The 18,247-nt window shown below is 64.1% G+C and carries 19 protein-coding genes and 1 tRNA gene; 13 read left to right on the top strand and 7 right to left on the bottom strand.

Going from position 1 to position 18,247, the window contains the following annotated elements:
• Positions 1-21 precede the first annotated feature (21 nt).
• A complete protein-coding gene (gene ptsP, locus J1C52_RS09125) occupies positions 22-2,268 on the top strand; it encodes a phosphoenolpyruvate--protein phosphotransferase (RefSeq protein ID WP_227427630.1) in 2,247 nt (748 codons plus the stop codon).
• On the opposite strand, the gene J1C52_RS09120 is transcribed toward ptsP, so the two are convergent.
• A complete protein-coding gene (locus J1C52_RS09120) occupies positions 2,244-2,756 on the bottom strand; it encodes a GNAT family N-acetyltransferase (RefSeq protein WP_227427629.1) in 513 nt (170 codons plus the stop codon). The genes ptsP and J1C52_RS09120 overlap by 25 nt on opposite strands.
• A gap of 73 nt (positions 2,757-2,829) precedes the next feature.
• Here J1C52_RS09120 and J1C52_RS09115 point away from each other — a divergent pair, with 73 nt between their 5' ends.
• The 4 genes from J1C52_RS09115 to J1C52_RS09100 all read left to right on the top strand — a co-directional run bounded on the left by J1C52_RS09115 (position 2,830) and on the right by J1C52_RS09100 (position 5,588).
• On the top strand, positions 2,830-3,435 hold the full coding sequence (locus J1C52_RS09115; protein ID WP_227427628.1) for a flavin reductase family protein: 606 nt from the start codon (positions 2,830-2,832) through the stop codon (positions 3,433-3,435).
• 55 nt (positions 3,436-3,490) lie between these two features.
• Positions 3,491-4,141 carry a peptide-methionine (S)-S-oxide reductase MsrA gene (msrA, locus tag J1C52_RS09110; protein WP_227427627.1) on the top strand — a complete coding sequence of 217 codons (651 nt, stop codon included), beginning with the start codon at positions 3,491-3,493 and terminating at the stop codon, positions 4,139-4,141.
• A gap of 81 nt (positions 4,142-4,222) precedes the next feature.
• Positions 4,223-5,092 carry a 50S ribosomal protein L11 methyltransferase gene (locus tag J1C52_RS09105; protein WP_227427626.1) on the top strand — a complete coding sequence of 290 codons (870 nt, stop codon included), beginning with the start codon at positions 4,223-4,225 and terminating at the stop codon, positions 5,090-5,092.
• A 118-nt stretch (positions 5,093-5,210) separates the two neighbouring features.
• Positions 5,211-5,588 (top strand): hypothetical protein, encoded by a 378-nt coding sequence (locus tag J1C52_RS09100; RefSeq protein WP_227427625.1) that lies wholly within the window; start codon positions 5,211-5,213, stop codon positions 5,586-5,588.
• Positions 5,589-5,636: 48 nt separating this feature from the next.
• Here J1C52_RS09100 and J1C52_RS09095 read toward each other — a convergent pair whose 3' ends face one another.
• Complete coding sequence (locus J1C52_RS09095; protein ID WP_227427624.1) at positions 5,637-6,293, bottom strand: ribonuclease T2; 657 nt, start codon at positions 6,291-6,293, stop codon at positions 5,637-5,639.
• 149 nt (positions 6,294-6,442) lie between these two features.
• On the opposite strand from J1C52_RS09095, the gene J1C52_RS09090 reads away from it, so the two are divergent.
• The 6 genes from J1C52_RS09090 to rfbA all read left to right on the top strand — a co-directional run bounded on the left by J1C52_RS09090 (position 6,443) and on the right by rfbA (position 13,095).
• The gene (locus J1C52_RS09090) at positions 6,443-7,213 is read left to right on the top strand and encodes a DUF1013 domain-containing protein (protein ID WP_227427623.1); all 771 of its coding nucleotides are present in this window, start codon (positions 6,443-6,445) and stop codon (positions 7,211-7,213) included.
• 70 nt (positions 7,214-7,283) lie between these two features.
• Positions 7,284-9,704: a phenylalanine--tRNA ligase subunit beta gene (gene pheT / locus J1C52_RS09085; RefSeq protein WP_227427622.1), complete on the top strand. Its 2,421-nt coding sequence runs from the start codon at positions 7,284-7,286 to the stop codon at positions 9,702-9,704.
• Between the two features lie 66 nt (positions 9,705-9,770).
• Positions 9,771-10,328, top strand: coding sequence for a dTDP-4-dehydrorhamnose 3,5-epimerase (gene rfbC / locus J1C52_RS09080; protein ID WP_227427621.1), 558 nt, complete (start codon positions 9,771-9,773; stop codon positions 10,326-10,328).
• A 9-nt stretch (positions 10,329-10,337) separates the two neighbouring features.
• On the top strand, positions 10,338-11,381 hold the full coding sequence (rfbB, locus tag J1C52_RS09075; RefSeq protein WP_227427620.1) for a dTDP-glucose 4,6-dehydratase: 1,044 nt from the start codon (positions 10,338-10,340) through the stop codon (positions 11,379-11,381).
• Positions 11,378-12,226, top strand: a complete 849-nt coding sequence (gene rfbD / locus J1C52_RS09070) for a dTDP-4-dehydrorhamnose reductase (RefSeq protein WP_227427619.1) — start codon at positions 11,378-11,380, stop codon at positions 12,224-12,226. Before rfbB ends, rfbD begins: the two co-directional genes overlap by 4 nt.
• Complete coding sequence (rfbA, locus tag J1C52_RS09065; RefSeq protein ID WP_227427618.1) at positions 12,223-13,095, top strand: glucose-1-phosphate thymidylyltransferase RfbA; 873 nt, start codon at positions 12,223-12,225, stop codon at positions 13,093-13,095. Before rfbD ends, rfbA begins: the two co-directional genes overlap by 4 nt.
• A 23-nt stretch (positions 13,096-13,118) precedes the next feature.
• On the opposite strand, the gene J1C52_RS09060 is transcribed toward rfbA, so the two are convergent.
• Positions 13,119-14,024: a LysR family transcriptional regulator gene (locus J1C52_RS09060; protein ID WP_227427617.1), complete on the bottom strand. Its 906-nt coding sequence runs from the start codon at positions 14,022-14,024 to the stop codon at positions 13,119-13,121.
• 116 nt (positions 14,025-14,140) lie between these two features.
• On the opposite strand from J1C52_RS09060, the gene J1C52_RS09055 reads away from it, so the two are divergent.
• The gene (locus J1C52_RS09055) at positions 14,141-14,953 is read left to right on the top strand and encodes a class II aldolase/adducin family protein (RefSeq protein WP_227427616.1); all 813 of its coding nucleotides are present in this window, start codon (positions 14,141-14,143) and stop codon (positions 14,951-14,953) included.
• 110 nt (positions 14,954-15,063) lie between these two features.
• Here the strand turns inward: J1C52_RS09055 and J1C52_RS09050 are convergent.
• A tRNA-Leu gene (locus J1C52_RS09050) sits at positions 15,064-15,150 on the bottom strand.
• Between the two features lie 149 nt (positions 15,151-15,299).
• Between J1C52_RS09050 and J1C52_RS09045 the strand changes: the two genes are divergently transcribed.
• The gene (locus J1C52_RS09045; protein WP_227427615.1) at positions 15,300-16,286 is read left to right on the top strand and encodes a complex I NDUFA9 subunit family protein; all 987 of its coding nucleotides are present in this window, start codon (positions 15,300-15,302) and stop codon (positions 16,284-16,286) included.
• Positions 16,287-16,321: 35 nt separating this feature from the next.
• Here J1C52_RS09045 and J1C52_RS09040 read toward each other — a convergent pair whose 3' ends face one another.
• The 3 genes from J1C52_RS09040 to J1C52_RS09030 all read right to left on the bottom strand — a co-directional run bounded on the left by J1C52_RS09040 (position 16,322) and on the right by J1C52_RS09030 (position 18,196).
• Entirely contained in the window at positions 16,322-16,861 is a 540-nt protein-coding gene (locus tag J1C52_RS09040; RefSeq protein ID WP_227427614.1) for a fasciclin domain-containing protein, read from the bottom strand.
• Positions 16,862-16,982: 121 nt separating this feature from the next.
• Positions 16,983-17,636: an anti-sigma factor gene (locus J1C52_RS09035; protein WP_227427613.1), complete on the bottom strand. Its 654-nt coding sequence runs from the start codon at positions 17,634-17,636 to the stop codon at positions 16,983-16,985.
• Positions 17,633-18,196, bottom strand: coding sequence for a sigma-70 family RNA polymerase sigma factor (locus tag J1C52_RS09030; protein WP_227427612.1), 564 nt, complete (start codon positions 18,194-18,196; stop codon positions 17,633-17,635). Before J1C52_RS09030 ends, J1C52_RS09035 begins: the two co-directional genes overlap by 4 nt.
• Positions 18,197-18,247 lie beyond the last annotated feature (51 nt).

Raw genomic sequence — 18,247 nt, 5'->3', positions numbered from 1 at the left:
GCCACGGGATCGGGAGGGGCCATGCCCCACAGAACGGAAACCGACAGCCGCCGCATGTTGCGCCAGCTGCGCGACGAGATGGCCAGTGCCCAGCCGGGTCAGGAACGGCTGGATCGGATCACCACCATCATCGCAGAGTCCATGGGCACCGATGTGTGCTCTATCTACCTGCTGCGCGATTCGGAAACGCTGGAGCTATGCGCAACCGAAGGTCTACGCCCCAGTGCCGTGCATGAAACCCGCCTGCGTATCGGCGAGGGGTTGGTGGGCAAGGTGGCGCGGCTGGCCCGTCCGCTGCAATCGGCCAACGCGCCGGCAGAGCCGGGTTTTCGCTACATGCCCGAGACCGGCGAAGAAGTATTCACGTCTTTCCTTGGTGTGCCGATCCAGCGGCTGGGCGAGCGGCTGGGTGTGCTGGTCGTGCAATCGAAAGAGGCGCGCAACTACACCGATGATGAGGTCTACGGGCTGGAAGTAGTCGCCATGGTCATCGCCGAGATGACAGAGCTCGGCGCCTTCGTGGGCGAAGGCACGAGCTTTGCCTCGACCCACAAGCAGGCGGCCACGTTGCGCGGTGTCACTGGCCAAGAGGGCGAGGCCGAGGGCCATGTCTGGCTGCATCAGCCCCGCGTGGTCATCACCAATCTGGTCAATGACGACTCGCAGGCGGAAACCGAACGCCTGAACGAGGCGATCGAGAAGCTGCGCGGCTCTGTCGATGACATGTTGGCCGTGGCCGCCAGCCGCGACAAGGAACATCAGGAGGTTCTGCAAACCTACAAGATGTTCGCCCATTCACGCGGCTGGCTGAAGCGGATGGAAGAAGACATCCGTTTGGGCCTGTCTGCCGAAGCGGCGGTTGAAAAGGAACAATCCGCCGCCCGCGCCCGTCTGGAAACGGTGCCAGACCAGTATATGCGCGACCGGCTGCACGATCTGGACGATTTGTCGAACCGATTGCTGCGCATCCTGACCGGGCAGGGGGTAGAAACGGGGGCAGAGATGCCTGACCGCGCCATTCTGGTGGCGCGCAATATCGGCCCCGGCGATCTGCTGGAATACGGGCGCAAACTGCGCGGCGTGGTGCTGGAGGAAGGCGCGGTCGGCAGTCACGCCACCATCGTGGCGCGGGCGCTGGCCATTCCCTTGGTGCTGAACGTGCCCCGCATTACCACCGATGCACTCAGCGGCGATCACATCCTTGTCGATGGCACCGAAGGCGTGGTGCATCTGCGCCCCGATGACAGCGTGACAAGCGCCTTCCGGGACAAGGTGGCGATGCAGGCCAAGGCGCAGGAGCGTTATGCCAGCCTGCGCGACAAACCGGCGGTGGGGCGCTGCGGGACAGAGATCAAACTCAAGATGAACGCGGGCCTGATGGCCGATCTGCCGTCGCTGCCCACATCGGGGGCCGAAGCAGTCGGGCTGTTTCGCACAGAGCTGCAATTCCTGACGCGCGACCGGATGCCCCGGCGGTCGGAACTGGTCGCGACTTATGCGCGCGTGCTCGACGCCGCAGCGGGCAAGGCCGTGCATTTCCGCACGCTCGACATCGGGTCGGACAAGGTCGCGCCCTATATGAAGCGCCCGAATGAACCCAACCCGGCGATGGGCTGGCGCGCATTGCGGGTGGGGCTGGATAAGCCCGGCGTGCTGCGGATGCAGGTGCAGGCCTTGATCCGGGCGGCAGCCGGTCGGCCGCTCAGCGTGATGTTCCCGCTTGTGTCCACGGGCGAAGAATTCACGCGCGCGCGCGATATGCTGAACCGGGAACTGGACCGCGAGCGCCGTCTGGGTCATCCGCTTCCAGCCGAAACCAAGGTCGGCGCCATGCTGGAAACCCCATCGCTGGCCTATGCACCCGACAGTTTCTTCGAGGCGGTCGATTTCATCTCCATCGGCGGCAACGACCTGAAGCAGTTCTTCTTCGCAGCCGACCGCGAGAACGAATTGGTGCGCCGCCGCTACGACACGCTGAATATCAGCTTCCTGAGTTTCTTGCAGTTGGTGGTCGACCGCTGCCACGAGTCTGGAACAGCGCTCACCTTCTGCGGGGAAGATGCGGGCCGCCCGGTCGATGCGCTGGCTTTCGCCGGCATCGGCATTCCGGCCTTGTCCATGCGTCCGGCCTCTATCGGTCCGGTCAAGTCGCTCATCCGCCGCTCGAACCTGAACGAGGTGTCGGAACTGATCGCGCGGGTGAAAGCGCGCGGTCTGGACAGCGCGCGCCCGGCGCTTCTGGATTACGTGGCATCCCTGGTCGAGTGACCGGGCGCGCCCGCAACCTTTTCCACCGGGCCGCGAACGCCTGCCCATGCCCCCGGCACAAGTTCCAGCCCCAGAACGCGGGCCGGATTGGTCGGGGGTGGCATGGTGACTTCGGGCAAGACGGCAAAGCCGAAGCGCCCGTAATAGGGCGCGTCGCCCACCAGCAGCACCCGCGCCCAGCCCAGAGCGCGCGCCCGGTCCAGCGATTCGCGCATCAGCCATGCGCCCAAGCCCTCGCTCTGGTGGGTGGGGTGCACGGCAATCGGGCCAAGCAACAGCACCGGCGCGCCGCCGACCTGAACCGGCCAGTAGCGGATCGCGGCGGCGACGCCGCTGTCGTCGCGCAACAGCAGGCACAGCTCGGCCACCGGGTCGACCCCGTCGCGCAGCCGGTAGGATGACAGCGCCGTGCGCCCCGGTGCAAAGCACAGGTCGTAAAGCGCCTCGACCTCCCACCAGTCGGCCGGTGTTTCGCATGATAACTGCATGGGCCCATCCCGCATGGTCTGGCCGCGCGGTTAGCATGGCACTAGGTAATGCGCAAACCAAAGGAAAATCGCCATGTTCTACCAGCCCAAGACAGGCCACGGTCTGCCGCATAACCCGTTCAATGCCATCGTCGCCCCGCGCCCGATTGGCTGGATCTCGACCCGTGGTGCAGATGGGCAGGACAATCTTGCGCCCTATTCGTTTTTCAACGCGGTGGCCTATACGCCGCCACAGGTGATGTTCGCGTCCACCAGCGCCAAGCCGGACCGCGACGGCACCAAGGATTCTGTCGCCAATATTCGCGAAACGGGCGTGTTTTGCGTGAACGTGGTGGAATACGCTGCGCGCGATGCGATGAACCAAAGCTCTGGCCCATGGCCGCGCGAGGTGGATGAATTCGACCATGCTGGAATTGCCCGCGAAGAGTGCCGTGTGATCGCCGCCTCGCGCGTGGCGGGCGCGCCCGCCGCGCTGGAATGCGAGATGCGTCAGATCATAAAGCTGGAGGGGTCCGCGAATTTCCTTGTCGTGGGCGAGGTGGTCGGCGTGCATCTGCGCGACGATTGCATTGTGGACGGGCAGTTCGACATCACCCGCTTCCAGCCGCTGGCGCGCTGCGGCTACCGCGATTACGCCGTGGTGCGTGACGTGTTCAGCCTGTCACGACCCGGCGAGTGATCTTGCGCTTTTTCCAAGCTGGCATATCTTCACCCTTAGCAAATAGGAGAGCGTGATGTTCGGCTTCAGCCCCAAGAAAACCCAGATGATCGACGCCGCGCAGGCGTTGCCGGGGCGACCCTCGCCCATCGCCACCGCTGAACGCCACGCGATTTCAGGCCTCCCGCTGAAGGCAGCGGTGCCAGAGGGCATGGCGCAGGCCATGTTCGGCATGGGCTGTTTCTGGGGTGTCGAGCGGATTTTCTGGCAGACGCCCGGCGTGTGGCTGACCATGGTGGGCTACGCGGGCGGTTTCACCCCGAACCCCACCTATCAAGAGGTGTGCACCGGCCAGACCGGGCATAATGAGGTGGTGCGCGTGATCTTTGATCCGGCGGTCATCAGTTACGAAGGCCTGCTTGCCAAGTTTTGGGAAGGGCACGACCCGACCCAAGGGATGCGGCAGGGCAATGATCGGGGCACGCAATATCGCTCTGGCATCTATACCTATGATGACGCCCAACTGGCCGCCGCGACCGCCAGCCGCGACGCTTATGCGCCGCGCTTGGCGCAAGCTGGCTACGGTGCGATCACCACCGAAATCCTGCCCGCGCCAGAGTTCTACTATGCAGAGGATTACCACCAGCAATACCTGCACAAGAACCCGAACGGCTATTGCGGGATTGGCGGCACGGGGGTGAGTTGCCCCATCGGCCTGTCGGTCTGACACGCACGGCCCTGCGCTGCTTGACCCGGCGCAAGGCCGCCTGTATCGCGGCGGCATCTGTCTTGGCTTGAAAGCACGTCCATGCCCACCTTTACCGCGATCACGACCCTGAATTCCGAGGCTTCGGCCTATGCCCTGTCCGAGGCGATGGAGAACATGGACCCGGAACCCACAGGCGTGGGGGTGTTCGAAATGGAAGACGGGTCGGGGCTTTGGGAAGTGGGCGGCTATTTCGTCGACCAGCCGGACGATGTGGAGCTGACACTTCTGGCCCAAGCCTTTGGCGCGAAAGCGTTCGTCGTATCCGAACTGCCGGAAATCGACTGGGTGGCCAAGGTCAAGCGTGACCTCTCGCCGGTCGAGGCGGGGCGCTTCTTCGTCTATGGCAGCCATGATGCCGACAAGCTGCCCGAGGGCCGCGTGGGTCTGCTGATAGAGGCGGCCATGGCCTTTGGCACGGGCCATCATGGCACAACCTTGGGGTGTTTGCGGGCGCTCGACCGGCTGGACTCGGCCGGGTTCCGGGGCAAGCGCGTCGCCGATATTGGCTGCGGCACCGCCGTTCTGGCCATGGGCGCGGCCAAGATCTGGCCCGACCCGGTGCTGGCCAGCGATATCGACGCCATCGCTGTCGACGTGGCCGAAGCGAATGTCACGGCCAACGGTCTGGATGGGCGCGTGCGCTGTCTGGAAGCGACCGGGTTCGATCACCCGGAATTGCAGGCCGCGGCCCCCTATGATCTGGTTTTCGCCAATATCCTGATGGGCCCGTTGATCGCGCTTGCGCCCGATATGGGGCGCATGGTCGGGCAGGGGGGGTATGCCATCCTGTCGGGGCTTCTGGTCGAGCAGGCGGAGACGGTTCTGGCCGCCTATCTTGCCGAAGGGTTCACGCTGGCGCATCGCGAAGATATCGGCGATTGGGCGACGCTGACCCTAAAACGCGACTGACGCGGGATTGCCCGTCTCACGCCAAAGTTGTGCCTAATTTGCTTGGTTTTATCTAACCTGTCCGAAGAATCGGATCGGGTTAGGCAGAGCAAGGTCAGCGGGTATGACACCTCAACAGATGATTGATTTCGATGCGCGACGCGAAGCGGTTCTGCGGCATCAATTAAAGACCAACCCAAACTTGCGAGCGCTCCGCCGGGATCGCCGCGTTGCATTCGCGGCGGGCGTTGTGCGCTATTTCGCGGCGCTTGGCATTCTGATGTTCTTGCTCAAGGCCTTCCTGATCTCTCAGGTCGGGGTTCCGGGGTATGAGTTGATCGTCTCGCCATTGGCGGCGCATTTGTCGCCGGGCGGATTGATGGAACAGGCCGTGGCCCCCGGCCCTTACAGCATCCTCATTGCAGACACGTTCTCCAACTGGATGGAGGGCAACTGGACGCGCCAGACCGGGCTGGAGGGGATCGAACGGATCGGTCCGGGATCGAGCAACTCCTGATGCGCAGGCATCGTGCGATGTGACTGCGGGTGGCCTGTGCCGCCCGCCTTATCTTTGGGGTGGCAACGTAACCTGTCGCGCGCGGCAGGCGCGTTCCAGCACATCCTCGCCGCAATCTCGCGGGGACAGGTCCGGCCCAAGGCACAGGCGCAACTCCTGAAGGTTGCCCTCGCGGCAGGTCGCGATCACCATGTCGGGACCGTATTCCGGGTTGGCCTCGCGGAAAATCGCTTCGATCGTGTCGGGCGAGGTGCGGGTCTCGCGGTTGACCTCTGCCAGCGCGGCGGGCCATGTCAGCCGCTCGAACGCGTAGCGGGTGGCCTTGAAATAGACCTCGGGGCTAAGCCCGCTGCATCGGCCATGTTTTTTCCACTGATACCACGCCAGACCGCCATCGCCCATGATGTCGGCCATCGCCGCGGTCTGGGCGCGGCTGGGGTCGCGGGCGTCGGTTTCGCAGAATTCGGGCCAGCCGCCATCCTCATATTGTGGCCAAAGCCCGTGCACCTGCCAGCCCGCATCTGTGTCGCAGGACGCGGCATCGCGTGCGTCGCCTTCGGCCTCGCACCAGCTGGGCACCCAGCTTAGCGCCAGCAGGTAGTAATCCCCCCGCTCGCGGCTGTCGGCGCGGTCCACCAGCAGGTAGCCCCCGGCCACCAGACCCACTGCCAGAACGCCCAAAGCCTTGCGAAACAGCTTTTGCATTTGCCCTTCCCCTTGCAGCCCGACTTGGCTATAACGCCACCATCCCCCGATAGCGAGGAGTGCAGGGCCCCCTGCAGCCGGTTCCCGGCACGTGATAACCCATGCGCGCGCGTCACGCGCAGCGCTTACCAGATACAGGAGCGTCGCTCATGTCGAAACCGCTTATGGCCAAGGCCACCGCCGTGTGGCTGGTGGACAACACCACGCTCAGCTTCAAGCAGATCGCGGATTTCTGCGGCCTGCACGAATTGGAAGTGCAGGGCATTGCCGATGGCGATGTCGCGGGCGGCGTGAAGGGCTTCGACCCGATCGCCAATAACCAGCTTGACCCGATCGAGATCGAGCGCGGCGAGAAAGACCCCCGTTACGCGCTGAAGCTGAAATACAACCCCGCCGCCGAAGGCGAGGAAAAGCGCCGTGGCCCGCGCTACACGCCGCTGTCCAAGCGTCAGGACCGTCCCGCATCCATCTTGTGGCTGGTCAAGTTCCACCCGGAATTGGCCGATGCGCAGATCCGTCGCCTTGTCGGCACAACGAATTCCACCATTGCCGCCATCCGCGAGCGCACACATTGGAACATTGCCAATCTGCAACCCATCGACCCGGTGGCGCTGGGCCTGTGCAAGCAATCCGAACTGGACAAGGAAGTGCGCAAGGCCGCCGAGAAACTGGCCAAGGAAGGCCGCGTCATGTCCGATGAAGAGCGCCGCAAGCTCGTCTCGACCGAGCAGTCGCTGGAGATGGATGCAGAACCGAAAATGCCCGCCGGCATCGCCGGGCTGGAGAATTTCACGGTCAGCGATCTGAAATCGGAAGAGGACGAGCAGAAATCCTCTGCCGATTATTCCGACGCGGACAGTTTCTTCAACCTGCCCGACGATGACGAAGATGACGACGGCGACGACCGCGCATCGCGCTGATCGGCTTTTCCCTGCCCCCGTTTCGCGCTAGGCGGGGGCGGCAACAGACTAACAGGCCGGGGACGGACCCATGAAATTCACCATGTCCTGGTTGAAGGACCATCTGGAGACGACAGCCACTCTGGAAGAGGTGCTGTATGCGCTGACCGATCTGGGGCTGGAAGTGGAAGAGGTGACGGACCCCGCCGCCAGCTTGGGCGCATTCACCATCGCGCGCGTGATCGAGGCCGTCCAGCACCCCGATGCCGACCGCCTGCGCCTGTGCCGGGTCGAGGCGTGGCCAAACGGCCCCGATGCCCCCTCGGAAGAGGTGCAGGTCGTTTGCGGCGCGCCGAATGCCCGCACTGGGTTGGTGGGTGTCTTCGCGCCCGTGGGCACACATGTGCCGGGCACCGGGGTCGATCTGAAACCGGGCGTCATTCGCGGTCAGGCCAGCAACGGGATGCTGTGCTCCGAGCGGGAACTGGAACTTTCGGATGACCATGACGGGATCATCGACCTGCCAGCGGATGCGCCGCTTGGCGTGCGGTATATCGACTATGCCGGTCTGAATGACCCGGTGATCGACATCGCGATCACCCCCAACCGCCCCGATGCGCTGGGCGTGCGCGGCATTGCGCGCGATCTGGCCGCGCGGGGTTTGGGCAAGCTGAAGCCCTTGGCAATTGACCCCGTGGCAGGCACATTCCCGTGCCCCATCGGCGTGGAAATCGCGCCCGCGCTGAAGGAAAAGGGTTGCCCCATCTTCGCGGGTCGCGTGGTGCGGGGCGTGAAGAACGGTCCCTCGCCCGATTGGCTGCAAAAGCGGTTGCGCGCGATCGGCCTGCGTCCGATCTCGGCGCTGGTGGACATTACCAATTTCTTCACCTTCGACCTGAATCGCCCGTTGCATGTGTTCGACGCGGCCAAAGTGAAAGGTGCCCTGCGCATTCATCCCGCCGCGGGCGGCGAGGAATTCCTCGCGCTCGATGACAAGACCTACACCCTTGGCGCGGGCCAGATGGCCATTTCCGACGATCAGGGCGTGGAAAGCCTGGCCGGTATCATGGGCGGCGCGGCATCTGGCTGTTCGGACGGCACCGTCGATGTCTTCATCGAATCCGCCTATTGGGACCCGATCACCATTGCCGCCACGGGCCGCGCGCTGAAAATCAATTCCGACGCCCGCTACCGGTTCGAGCGTGGTGTGGACCCGGCCTTCACGCTGGACGGTCTGGAACTGGCCACGCGCATGGTGATGGACCTATGCGGCGGCGTGCCGTCCGAGGTCGTGGTCGATGGCGCGATCCCCGACACCGCGCGCAGCTATGCGTTTGACGCGGGCCGCGTGGCGTCGCTCGTCGGTATGGACATTCCCGAAGCAGATCAGCGCGCAACGCTGGAAGCGCTGGGCTTCACCCTGAACGGCGATCAGGCCAGCCCGCCCAGCTGGCGGCCCGATGTGCTGGGCTCTGCCGATCTGGTCGAAGAAATCGCGCGGGTGGCCTCGCTGACCAAGCTGCAAGCCCAACCCTTGCCGCGCCCGCAAGCGGGCGTCCCGCGGGCCATTCTGACGCCGTTGCAACTGCGTGAACGCGCGGCGCGCCGGGCTTTGGCCGGCTTGGGCTACAATGAATGCGTGACCTATAGCTTTATCGACGCGGACAGCGCCGCGCTGTTCGGGGGCGGGGCGGACGCGACCAAGCTGCAAAACCCGATCAGCTCGGAGATGACGCATCTGCGCCCCGACCTGTTGCCGGGGCTGTTGCAAGCCGCCGCGCGCAATCAGGCCCGTGGCGTGATGGATCTGGCCCTGTTCGAAGTCGGCGCGGCGTTCAACGGTGGCGAACCGGGCGAGCAGCATGTCCACGCGACGGCCATTCTGGTCGGGGCGAATGCAGGCCGCGATCCGTTCGGCAGCCGCCGCGCGGTGGACCTGTATGACGCTAAAGCCGATGCAGAGGCGGTTCTGGCCGCCATCGGCGCGCCCGCCAAGATGCAGATCACCCGCAACCTGCCCGACTGGTTCCATCCGGGGCGTGCGGGCGTCATGTCGCTTGGCCCGAAACTGCCGCTGGCGCTGTTTGGCGAGGTGCATCCACGCATAATCCGCCACTATGGGCTGAAAGGGGCCGTCATGGCCCTGACCGTGCTGGTGGAAAACCCGCCGCAGCCGAAGGCGCGCAAAACCGCCCGCGGCGCGCTGTCGGGCAATCGCCTGCAAGCGGTCGAACGCGATTTCGCTTTCGTGCTGGATGCCGGCGTCGAGGCTGCGCAGGTCGTCAACGCCGCGATGGGGGCCGACAAGGCACTGATCGCGGATGTGCAGGTCTTCGACGAATTCACCGGCGACAAGGCCGCCGCCCAACTTGGCGAGGGCCGCAAGTCGCTGGCGATTGCCGTGCGTCTGCAACCCGGCGACAAAACCCTGACCGATGAAGAGATTGACGCCGTAGGCGCCAAGATCGTGGCCAAGGTTGAAAAAGCCACGGGCGGCAGCTTGCGCGGATAGCGGCAAACACTCGACATATGCGTCGATGGGCTTTAGCCCGGTTTCATAACCACGCCGGAGCCGCATATGGTCGAGATCACGCCAACCGCCTTGCCAGAGGTGAAACTGATTACCCCGCGCCGCTTTGGCGACGCGCGGGGCTGGTTCAGCGAAAGCTGGAACAAGAAAACCCTCTCCGGGGCCGGGCTGGACCTGCCGGAATTCGTGCAGGACAATCATTCCATGTCGGCGCAGGTCGGCACGCTTCGGGGGCTGCATTTCCAACGCCCGCCCCATGCCCAGGGCAAGCTGGTGCGCTGCGCGCGCGGGGCGCTTCTGGACGTTGCGGTGGATGCGCGCCGCGGCTCGCCCCGCTACGGCCAATGGGTGGCCGAAGAACTGACCGAGCAGAACGGTCGCCAGCTTTGGGTGCCGCCCGGATTTCTGCACGGCTTCGTCACGCTTTTGCCGGATACCGAAATTAACTACAAATGCACGGATTATTACGCGCCCGAATGCGACGGGGCCGTATTGTGGAGCAGTCTGGGCATAGACTGGGGCGTCTCTGACCCGGTTTTGTCGGACAAGGACGCCGCTGCAACACCGTTCGACGCATTCGAATCGCCATTTGTGTATGAAGGGTAGTGCCGGGTTATGAAGCTATTGGTTACGGGTGGGGCAGGGTTTATCGGCTCTGCTGTGGTGCGTCTGGCGGTGTCGCGTGGGCATGAGGTCGTCAATCTGGACGCGCTGACCTATGCCGCCTGTCTGGACAATGTGGCACCTGTGGCAAACAGCCCGCTTTACCATTTCGAGCACGCAGACATTTGCGACCGAACAGCGATGGACCGCATCCTGGCGCAGCACCAGCCCGATGCTATCATGCATCTGGCCGCCGAAAGCCATGTGGACCGTTCTATCGACGGTCCGGGCACGTTTATTGAAACGAATATCACCGGCACCTACACGCTTCTGGAAGCCGCGCGCGCCTATTGGGTGGGCCGTGGCCGTCCCGAAAGCTTCCGCTTTCACCATATCAGCACGGATGAGGTCTTCGGCAGCCTTGGCGCGACGGGGCAGTTCACCGAAGAAACCCCATACGACCCGCGCAGCCCTTATTCCGCCAGCAAGGCGGCAAGCGATCATCTGGTGCAGGCGTGGCACCATACCTATGGCCTGCCGGTGGTGCTGACCAATTGCTCGAACAATTACGGCCCGTATCACTTCCCCGAAAAGCTGATCCCGGTCATCATCCTGAACGCTTTGGCGGGCAAACCCCTGCCGATCTATGGCGACGGGTCCAACGTGCGCGACTGGCTGTTTGTCGAGGATCACGCCGACGCGCTGTTGCTGGTGGTCGAGAAGGGTGCGATTGGGCGCAGCTACAATATCGGCGGCGAGAACGAGCGCACGAACCTGCAATTGGTACAAACGCTCTGCGCTATTCTGGACGAAAAACGCCCCAAGCCACAGGGCAGCTATGCCGACCAGATCAGTTTTGTCCCCGACCGCCCCGGCCATGACGCGCGCTATGCCATTGACCCGACGCGCATTCGCACGGAACTGGGCTGGCGCCCGTCTGTGACCGTGGAAGAGGGGCTGGCGCGGACCGTGGACTGGTATCTGGCCAACGAGGACTGGTGGCGCGCGCTGCAAAACCGCGCGGGCGTTGGCGAACGGCTGGGGGTCAAGGCATGATCCTTGTCTTTGGCAAAACCGGGCAGGTGGCGACCGAGATCGCCCGCGCCGCGCCGGATGCGCTCTGTGTGGGCCGGGACCGGGCCGATTTGGCCGATGCGGCCGCGTGCCGTCACCTGATCCTTGATCTGCGGCCCAGCGGGATCATCAATGCCGCTGCCTACACGGCCGTAGACCGCGCCGAAGAGGACGAGGCGCTCGCGACCCTTGTGAATGGCGAAGCCCCTGCCGCCATGGCGCAGGCTGCTGCGCGCCTTGGGGTGCCCTTGGTGCATATCTCGACCGATTACGTGTTCGACGGTGCCGGGGACGCCCCCTTTGCGCCCGACCACCCGCCTGCGCCGCTGGGCGCTTATGGGCGGTCCAAACTGCTGGGCGAAGAAGGCGTGGCGCAGGCTGGCGGCACCTATGCCATCTTGCGCACATCCTGGGTGTTCTCGGCGCATGGGGCGAACTTCCTGAAAACCATGCTGCGTCTGGCGCGCGAGCGCGATGCGCTGAATGTGGTTGCGGACCAGATCGGAGGGCCGACGCCCGCGCAAGACATCGCAGGCGCGTGCCTGACCATCTTGGACCAGTTGCAGTCCGCGCCGGAGAAATCTGGTATCTACCATTTCGCAGGCGCGCCCGACACAAGCTGGGCGGGCTTCGCGCGCGAGATCATGGCGCAGGCGGGGCTGGCGTGCCGGATAAACGACATTCCGTCCTCTGATTACCCCACCCCCGCGCGCCGCCCGTTGAATTCGCGCATGGATTGCACGTCGCTTGCCCGGTTTGGCCTGTCGCGCCCCGACTGGCGTGCGGGCGTGGCGCAGGTTTTGGCCGAGCTTGGAGCAGTAGAATGACACAGCGTAAAGGGATCATCCTCGCCGGCGGCACAGGGTCACGCCTGTGGCCGATCACACAGGGCGTGTCGAAGCAATTGATGCCAGTCTATGACAAGCCGATGATCTATTACCCGCTGTCGGTGCTGATGCTGGCGGGCATCCGCGAGATCGCGGTCATCACCACGGATGAAGATCAGGCGCAGTTCCAGCGCCTTTTGGGGGATGGCAGCCAATGGGGCATCGCGCTTGACTGGATCGTGCAGCCCAAGCCCGAGGGGCTGGCTCAGGCCTATATATTGGCCGAGGATTTCTTGTCCGGTGCGCCGTCGGCCATGGTGCTGGGTGACAATATCTTTTTCGGGCACGGCTTGCCTGCCAAGATGGCCCAAGCTGATTCACGGTCGGGCGGCACGGTGTTTGGCTACCGTGTCAGCGATCCCGAACGTTATGGCGTGGTCGATTTTGCGCCCGACGGCACGGTGCGCGAGATCATCGAAAAGCCCGCCAAGCCGCCATCGAATTATGCGGTGACGGGGTTGTATTTCCTGGATGAAACCGCGCCGGAACGGGCGCGCGCGGTGCGTCCCTCGCCCCGTGGCGAGTTGGAAATCGCGGATTTGCTGGAATCCTACCGCCGCGATGGCAAACTGAATGTAGAGGCGATGGGACGCGGCTATGCGTGGCTGGATACGGGAACCCATGGCAGTTTGCTGGATGCCGGGAATTTCGTACGCACGCTGCAAGACCGCCAAGGCACACAGGTCGGATGCCCCGAAGAGATTGCGTTCGAACGGGGTTGGCTGTCGCCCGATGGTCTGCGGGCGCGTGCCGATGTCTATGCCAAAACGGGCTATGGTGCCTATCTGCGCGGCCTTCTGCGCGAATAAGGCGACTCTGGCATGCTTCGGCCTTACCAGTCGGGTTGTGCGAACTGAGCGACCAGAAACTCCAGAAAGGCGCGCAGGCGGGGTTGCGTGGCGCGTCCGGGCAGGAAAACGGCGTGAAAGGCCGCGTCATCCTGCTGGGTAAACTCCTCGAGCAGGCCGACCAACTCGCCGCGGGCAATCGCGGGGCGGGCCAGATGTTCGGCGCAGCGCATGATCCCGACCCCGTCGCGGCACATCTGGAATAACGCCATGCCCGCATTGCTGCGAAAGCGGCCCTTGGCTTCGAACCGGAAGGGGCCGTCCGGGGTTTCGAATTGCCACAGGTTCAGATGCGCGCGCGCCCCGTCCCAACACAGGCAAGGGTAGCGCGCCAGATCGGCGGGTGTCTGCGGCAGGCCATGCTGCGCGACAAGCGCGGGCGCGGCCACCACGATGCGCCGCAACGGGCACAACCGCCGCGCGCGCAGGCTGGAATCGGTCAACTGGCCCATGCGAATGGCAAGATCGACCCGGTCCTCGACAAGGTTGACGCTGTCATCGGTCAGAACAAGCTCCAGGTCGACCTTGGGGTATTGCGCCAGAAACAGCGGCAGAATGGGTGTGATACGGTCCAACCCAAAGGCCAGCGGTGCAGACACGCGCAACATGCCCGCCACCTGGTCGGGGCTGGTTTGCAGCACCGCCTCTGCCTGGTCCACGCTGTCGATCGCGCGGCGGCACCCGTCCAGATAGGCCGCGCCTTCGGGGGTCAGCGAATGCCCGCGCGTGGTGCGGTGCAGCAGGCTGACGCCCAGCCGCTCTTCCAGCCGGGCGATGGTCTGGCTGACGAAAGGCTGGCTGACCCCAAGCGCCCGCGCGGCAGCGGTGAAACCCCCGGTCTCGGCCACGGCCTGAAACACGCGCATGGCGATCAGTCGGTCGTCTTTCATGCGTTCCCCCGTCGCGGCGGCGATAACAGTCATTCCAGATGCAGAATTGACCGGGCACCACCCCACCCATGATACTGCGCGCCAGAGTTTCGCCAAGCCGTCAGAAAGGGGCTGTCATGCTGGACCTTGGAAATCGTGTCTCGATCTATCAACCCGAGCAGGAAGGACTGATCTTTCCCGAACTGCCCGAATTCGACAATGTTGCCGATGAACGCCGCCACCGCAAGGAGCGGCTGGTGGCAAGCTGCCGTGCCTTTGCGCAGGCCGGGTTCGATTACGGCTTTGCGGGGCATCTGACGGTGCGTGACCCCGAACATCCGGAACTTTACTGGACCAACCCGATGTGCGTGCATTTCGCCAAGGTGAAAATGTCGAACCTCATCCTTGTGGACCACGCGGGCAAGGTGGTCGAGGGCAACTATGCCGTGAACCGCGCGGGCTTCGTGCTGCACGCGAATGTGCATGAGGAACATCCCGACATCATCTCGATGTGCCACGCGCATACGGTCTATGGCACCGCATGGTGCGCCACGGGCCGCCCTATCGAGCCCATCACGCAAGACGCCTGCGCGTTTTTCGAGGATCACGTCATCATCGGGGATGAAGCCGGTGCCGTCGCGGTGGAAAATCACGCTGGCAGCAATGTGGCCAAGGCATTCAAGGGCGTGAAAGCGGCGCTACACCAGAACCACGGGTTGCTGACCGCCAGCCGCCACAGCATCGAATCGGCAGCCTTCTGGTTCATCGCGCTCGAGCGGTGCTGTAAGCAACAGTTGGACATCGCGGCCAGCGGCATTCAACCGACCTATATCCCCGCCGACCGCGCTCGGTATTCGCGCGAACATGTCGGCAGCGACTATATCGGCTGGCTGCATTTCCAGACCATCTGGAACCAGTTGGTCGAAGATCAGCCCGACATGTTCGACTAAGCAAAAGACGGTGCCCGGGTCCACGATCCGGGCATACCTACCCTGCGGTGTTAGGGGGATATCGCAACCTGCCCGATGTATTGGCCAATTCCAGACAAAGCCTTGGAATATGGTGCCCAGGAGAGGACTCGAACCTCCACGCCCGTACGGGCACTAGCACCTGAAGCTAGCGCGTCTACCAGTTCCGCCACCTGGGCAGGTTGCGTAGGCGGGCTTTTAGATTTGGCATCGGGCACTGTCAACGCCTGAAATGCGCTAAAATGCGCGCCGCTTGAAAAAAGCCCGACGCCCTTGCCGTAAGCGGTGTGCGCTTGTATTCACTAGGGCGAAACAGGCGGAGGTCGGCATGTCGAAACTGGTCACGATTTACGGCGGATCGGGCTTTGTCGGGCGCTATATCGCGCGGCGCATGGCCAAGGCAGGCTGGCGCGTGCGCGTGGCGGTGCGCCGCCCGAACGAGGCGCTTCATGTCAAACCCTACGGCGTGCCGGGGCAGGTAGAGCCAGTGTTCTGCAATATCCGCGACGATGCGTCGGTGAAAGCCGTGATGCAGGGCGCGGATGCGGTCGTGAATTGCGTGGGCATCCTGGGCGAAGTGGGCAAGAATCGCTTCGACACTGTCCAGGCCGAAGGTGCGGGCCGCATCGCCCGGATCGCTGCCGCGCAAGGCATCACGTCCATGGTGCAAATCTCTGCCATCGGGGCCGATGCGCATTCCGACAGCGATTATTCCCGCACCAAGGCCGAGGGCGAAGCGTTGGTGCAGCAGGCCATGCCAAGCGCGGTCATCCTGCGCCCCTCTGTCATTTTCGGCACCGAGGACGAGTTCTTCAACCGTTTCGCGGGCATGGCGCGCTTCAGTCCGTTCCTGCCCATGGTCGGTGCCGATACGCGCTTCCAGCCGGTCTATGTGGATGACGTGGCCGCCGCCGCGGAACTGGCGCTGACCAAGGGTGTGGAACCCGGCATTTACGAGCTTGGCGGGCCAGAGGTCGCAAGCTTCCGTGACCTGATGCAGAAGATGCTGGCGGAAATCCGGCGCAAGCGCATCTTGGTGAACGTGCCGTTCTTCGTGGCGCGGATCATGGGCACCGTGTTTGATATTCTGCAAAAGGTCAGCTTCGGGCTGTTCACGAACGGCGTGCTGACGCGGGACCAGGTGCGCAACCTGGCGCGTGACAACGTGGTGTCGGATGGCGCGCGCGGATTCGACGATCTGGGGATCACGCCGACGCCGATGTCGGCGGTGTTGCCGGAATACCTGTATGCCTACCGGGTTGGCGGGCAATACAAGGCCATCCACGAATCGGCCGAGCGTTTGCGCAGAAGCTGACGCGGCGCGCGCAGGACGCACGCCGCGCGGTGGTCTTAGCGGGGCACCAGAACCGTATCGACCACGTGGATGACACCGTTGGACTGGTTCACATCGCTGATCGTGACGCGCCCGGCATTGCCCGATTCGTCGTAAATCCACAACGTGCGCCCGCGCATCTGCGCACTCAGCGCATCACCCGACAGGGTTTCCATGTGGAAGAACCCATCGGCACTTGCGCGTGCGCGGCGCATCAGTTCAGCGCCCGACAGGTTGCCTGCCACGACATGCGCGGTCAGCACCTTTTGCAACATGCCCTTGTTTTCCGGCTGAAGCAGCGTGTCCACGGTGCCGGGGGGCAGGGCGTCGAACGCGGCATTGACGGGGGCGAACACCGTCAGCGGGCCGGGGCCTTGCAGCGCGTCCACGAGGTCAGCGGCCTGCACGGCGGCAACCAGCGTGGTGTGATCGGCGGAATTGACCGCGTTTTCCACGATATTGCGCGTGTCGAGCATGGGCGCGCCGCCCACCATCGGGTTGGCAAAGGCCGCACTGGCGGCGAGCGCGATGGTAGCGGTCAGGGTGGCAAGTTTCATTCTCTCTCTCCCGTTGTGGCTGTTTGCCGGGCGCGGTCTGCGCCCATGTCAGGAGAACGAAGTGGTCTGCCGCGAAGTTTCAGGCAGGCGAGACTTCGCGATCACAGGTGCGTGAGCGCGTTCAGCTTTCGCGAAGTTCCGCAGTTGCCAGCACCGGCCCGGTCGGAAGCCCGGTGTCAGAACCGCCTGCGGGTTCCAAGCTGACCGCCAGAACCTGCCCTGCTTCCAGCGCGGCTTGGGTTTCAAACAGACCGCCGCGCAACAGGCCAAGCGATGCGGGCACGCCATCGGCCCCGATGACCCATAGCTCGTAGTCTTGCCCGTCGCCTGCTTCTGGGCCGTCGGCTTGCAGGCGAAGCTGCGTGCCGTCAAAACTGGCCGCCAGCACCAGCGCGCGATCCTCAGCCACCAGTTCGGCGGTCAGCAGCGGCGCTTGTGGTGCGCGCAACACGGGCGAGAGGACGGCCAACCCAATGGCCAGCGCCGCGACCATCGACCCGGCCCCAAGCCACCGCCAAAGCCCCGCGCCGCGCGGAGGTTGCACAGGTGCCGGAAAGAGCCGTGCTTCGATCTGTGGCAGCAGGTCCGGCGCGGGCATTTCCGGGAAGTCTGTGTTCAACCCGTCCAGCCGGATTTCCCAATCGCGCACGCGGGCGGCAAAGCCCCCATCGAGCGCCGCGCGTTCATGCGCCGCGCGCCAATCATCGGCATCAAGCAGGCCCAGCACATATTCGGCGGCCAGCAGGTCGTCATCTTGGTCATGGGGGTTTGTCATCGGTCCAGACACTCCCGCAGGCTGATGAGAGCGCGGCGCAGCCATGTGCGCATCGTGTTCAGCGGCACATCGAATTGCGCGGCAAGCTCTTGGTAGGATTGCCCCATCAGATAGGCGCCCTTGACGGCACGGGCGCGATCTTCGGGCAACTCATCGAAGCAGGCGATCACCGATTGCATCCGGGCGCGCAGGATCGACTGGTCCTCTGCCCCGATGGCGGGGTCTGCGACACTGTCCAACACATCGCGGGCATCGCCGTCGGTGGTCACAAGGCGGTGCCCGCGCGCGGCAGGGCGCGCGCGCAAACGGTCCAGTGCATGATTGCGCGCCACGGCGCATACCCAGCCCATCCCGGTGCCTTTCTGCGGATCATAACTTGCAGAGCGTTGCCAGAGGCGGATCATCACCTCTTGCAGGGCGTCTTCCGCATCTGCCCTGTCGCCTAACATACGGGTCAGCAAACCCATAAGTTTCGGGGCGACTTTCGGGTACAGCATTTTCAGGGCCACGCGGTCCTGCTGCGCAAGCCGTGTCAGCAGGATAGAGATCTCGTCGGTCACGCTTGCTCCCATTCGCTAGCTTGAAAGGTAGCGGAAAACGCGGGGGGTGCA

This window comes from Roseibaca sp. Y0-43 (genome assembly GCF_020667835.1).
Taxonomy (GTDB): Bacteria; Pseudomonadota; Alphaproteobacteria; order Rhodobacterales; family Rhodobacteraceae; genus Roseinatronobacter.
The sequence above is the reverse complement of the archived record's forward strand: the minus strand, read 5'-3'. Positions and strand labels throughout refer to the sequence as shown.

Bases quoted from the DNA above. Each gene is read 5' to 3' on its own strand.
- pheT (WP_227427622.1), top strand. From the start codon at position 7,284: ATGAAATTCACCATGTCCTGGTTGAAGGACCATCTGGAGACGACAGCC.
- J1C52_RS09060 (WP_227427617.1), bottom strand. From the start codon at position 14,024: ATGAAAGACGACCGACTGATCGCCATGCGCGTGTTTCAGGCCGTGGCC.
- msrA (WP_227427627.1), top strand. From the start codon at position 3,491: ATGTTCGGCTTCAGCCCCAAGAAAACCCAGATGATCGACGCCGCGCAG.
- J1C52_RS09045 (WP_227427615.1), top strand. From the start codon at position 15,300: ATGTCGAAACTGGTCACGATTTACGGCGGATCGGGCTTTGTCGGGCGC.
- rfbA (WP_227427618.1), top strand. From the start codon at position 12,223: ATGACACAGCGTAAAGGGATCATCCTCGCCGGCGGCACAGGGTCACGC.
- J1C52_RS09090 (WP_227427623.1), top strand. From the start codon at position 6,443: ATGTCGAAACCGCTTATGGCCAAGGCCACCGCCGTGTGGCTGGTGGAC.
- rfbD (WP_227427619.1), top strand. From the start codon at position 11,378: ATGATCCTTGTCTTTGGCAAAACCGGGCAGGTGGCGACCGAGATCGCC.
- J1C52_RS09120 (WP_227427629.1), bottom strand. From the start codon at position 2,756: ATGCAGTTATCATGCGAAACACCGGCCGACTGGTGGGAGGTCGAGGCG.
- J1C52_RS09035 (WP_227427613.1), bottom strand. From the start codon at position 17,636: ATGACAAACCCCCATGACCAAGATGACGACCTGCTGGCCGCCGAATAT.
- rfbB (WP_227427620.1), top strand. From the start codon at position 10,338: ATGAAGCTATTGGTTACGGGTGGGGCAGGGTTTATCGGCTCTGCTGTG.
- J1C52_RS09095 (WP_227427624.1), bottom strand. From the start codon at position 6,293: ATGCAAAAGCTGTTTCGCAAGGCTTTGGGCGTTCTGGCAGTGGGTCTG.
- J1C52_RS09105 (WP_227427626.1), top strand. From the start codon at position 4,223: ATGCCCACCTTTACCGCGATCACGACCCTGAATTCCGAGGCTTCGGCC.
- rfbC (WP_227427621.1), top strand. From the start codon at position 9,771: ATGGTCGAGATCACGCCAACCGCCTTGCCAGAGGTGAAACTGATTACC.
- J1C52_RS09115 (WP_227427628.1), top strand. From the start codon at position 2,830: ATGTTCTACCAGCCCAAGACAGGCCACGGTCTGCCGCATAACCCGTTC.
- J1C52_RS09055 (WP_227427616.1), top strand. From the start codon at position 14,141: ATGCTGGACCTTGGAAATCGTGTCTCGATCTATCAACCCGAGCAGGAA.
- ptsP (WP_227427630.1), top strand. From the start codon at position 22: ATGCCCCACAGAACGGAAACCGACAGCCGCCGCATGTTGCGCCAGCTG.
- J1C52_RS09040 (WP_227427614.1), bottom strand. From the start codon at position 16,861: ATGAAACTTGCCACCCTGACCGCTACCATCGCGCTCGCCGCCAGTGCG.
- J1C52_RS09100 (WP_227427625.1), top strand. From the start codon at position 5,211: ATGATTGATTTCGATGCGCGACGCGAAGCGGTTCTGCGGCATCAATTA.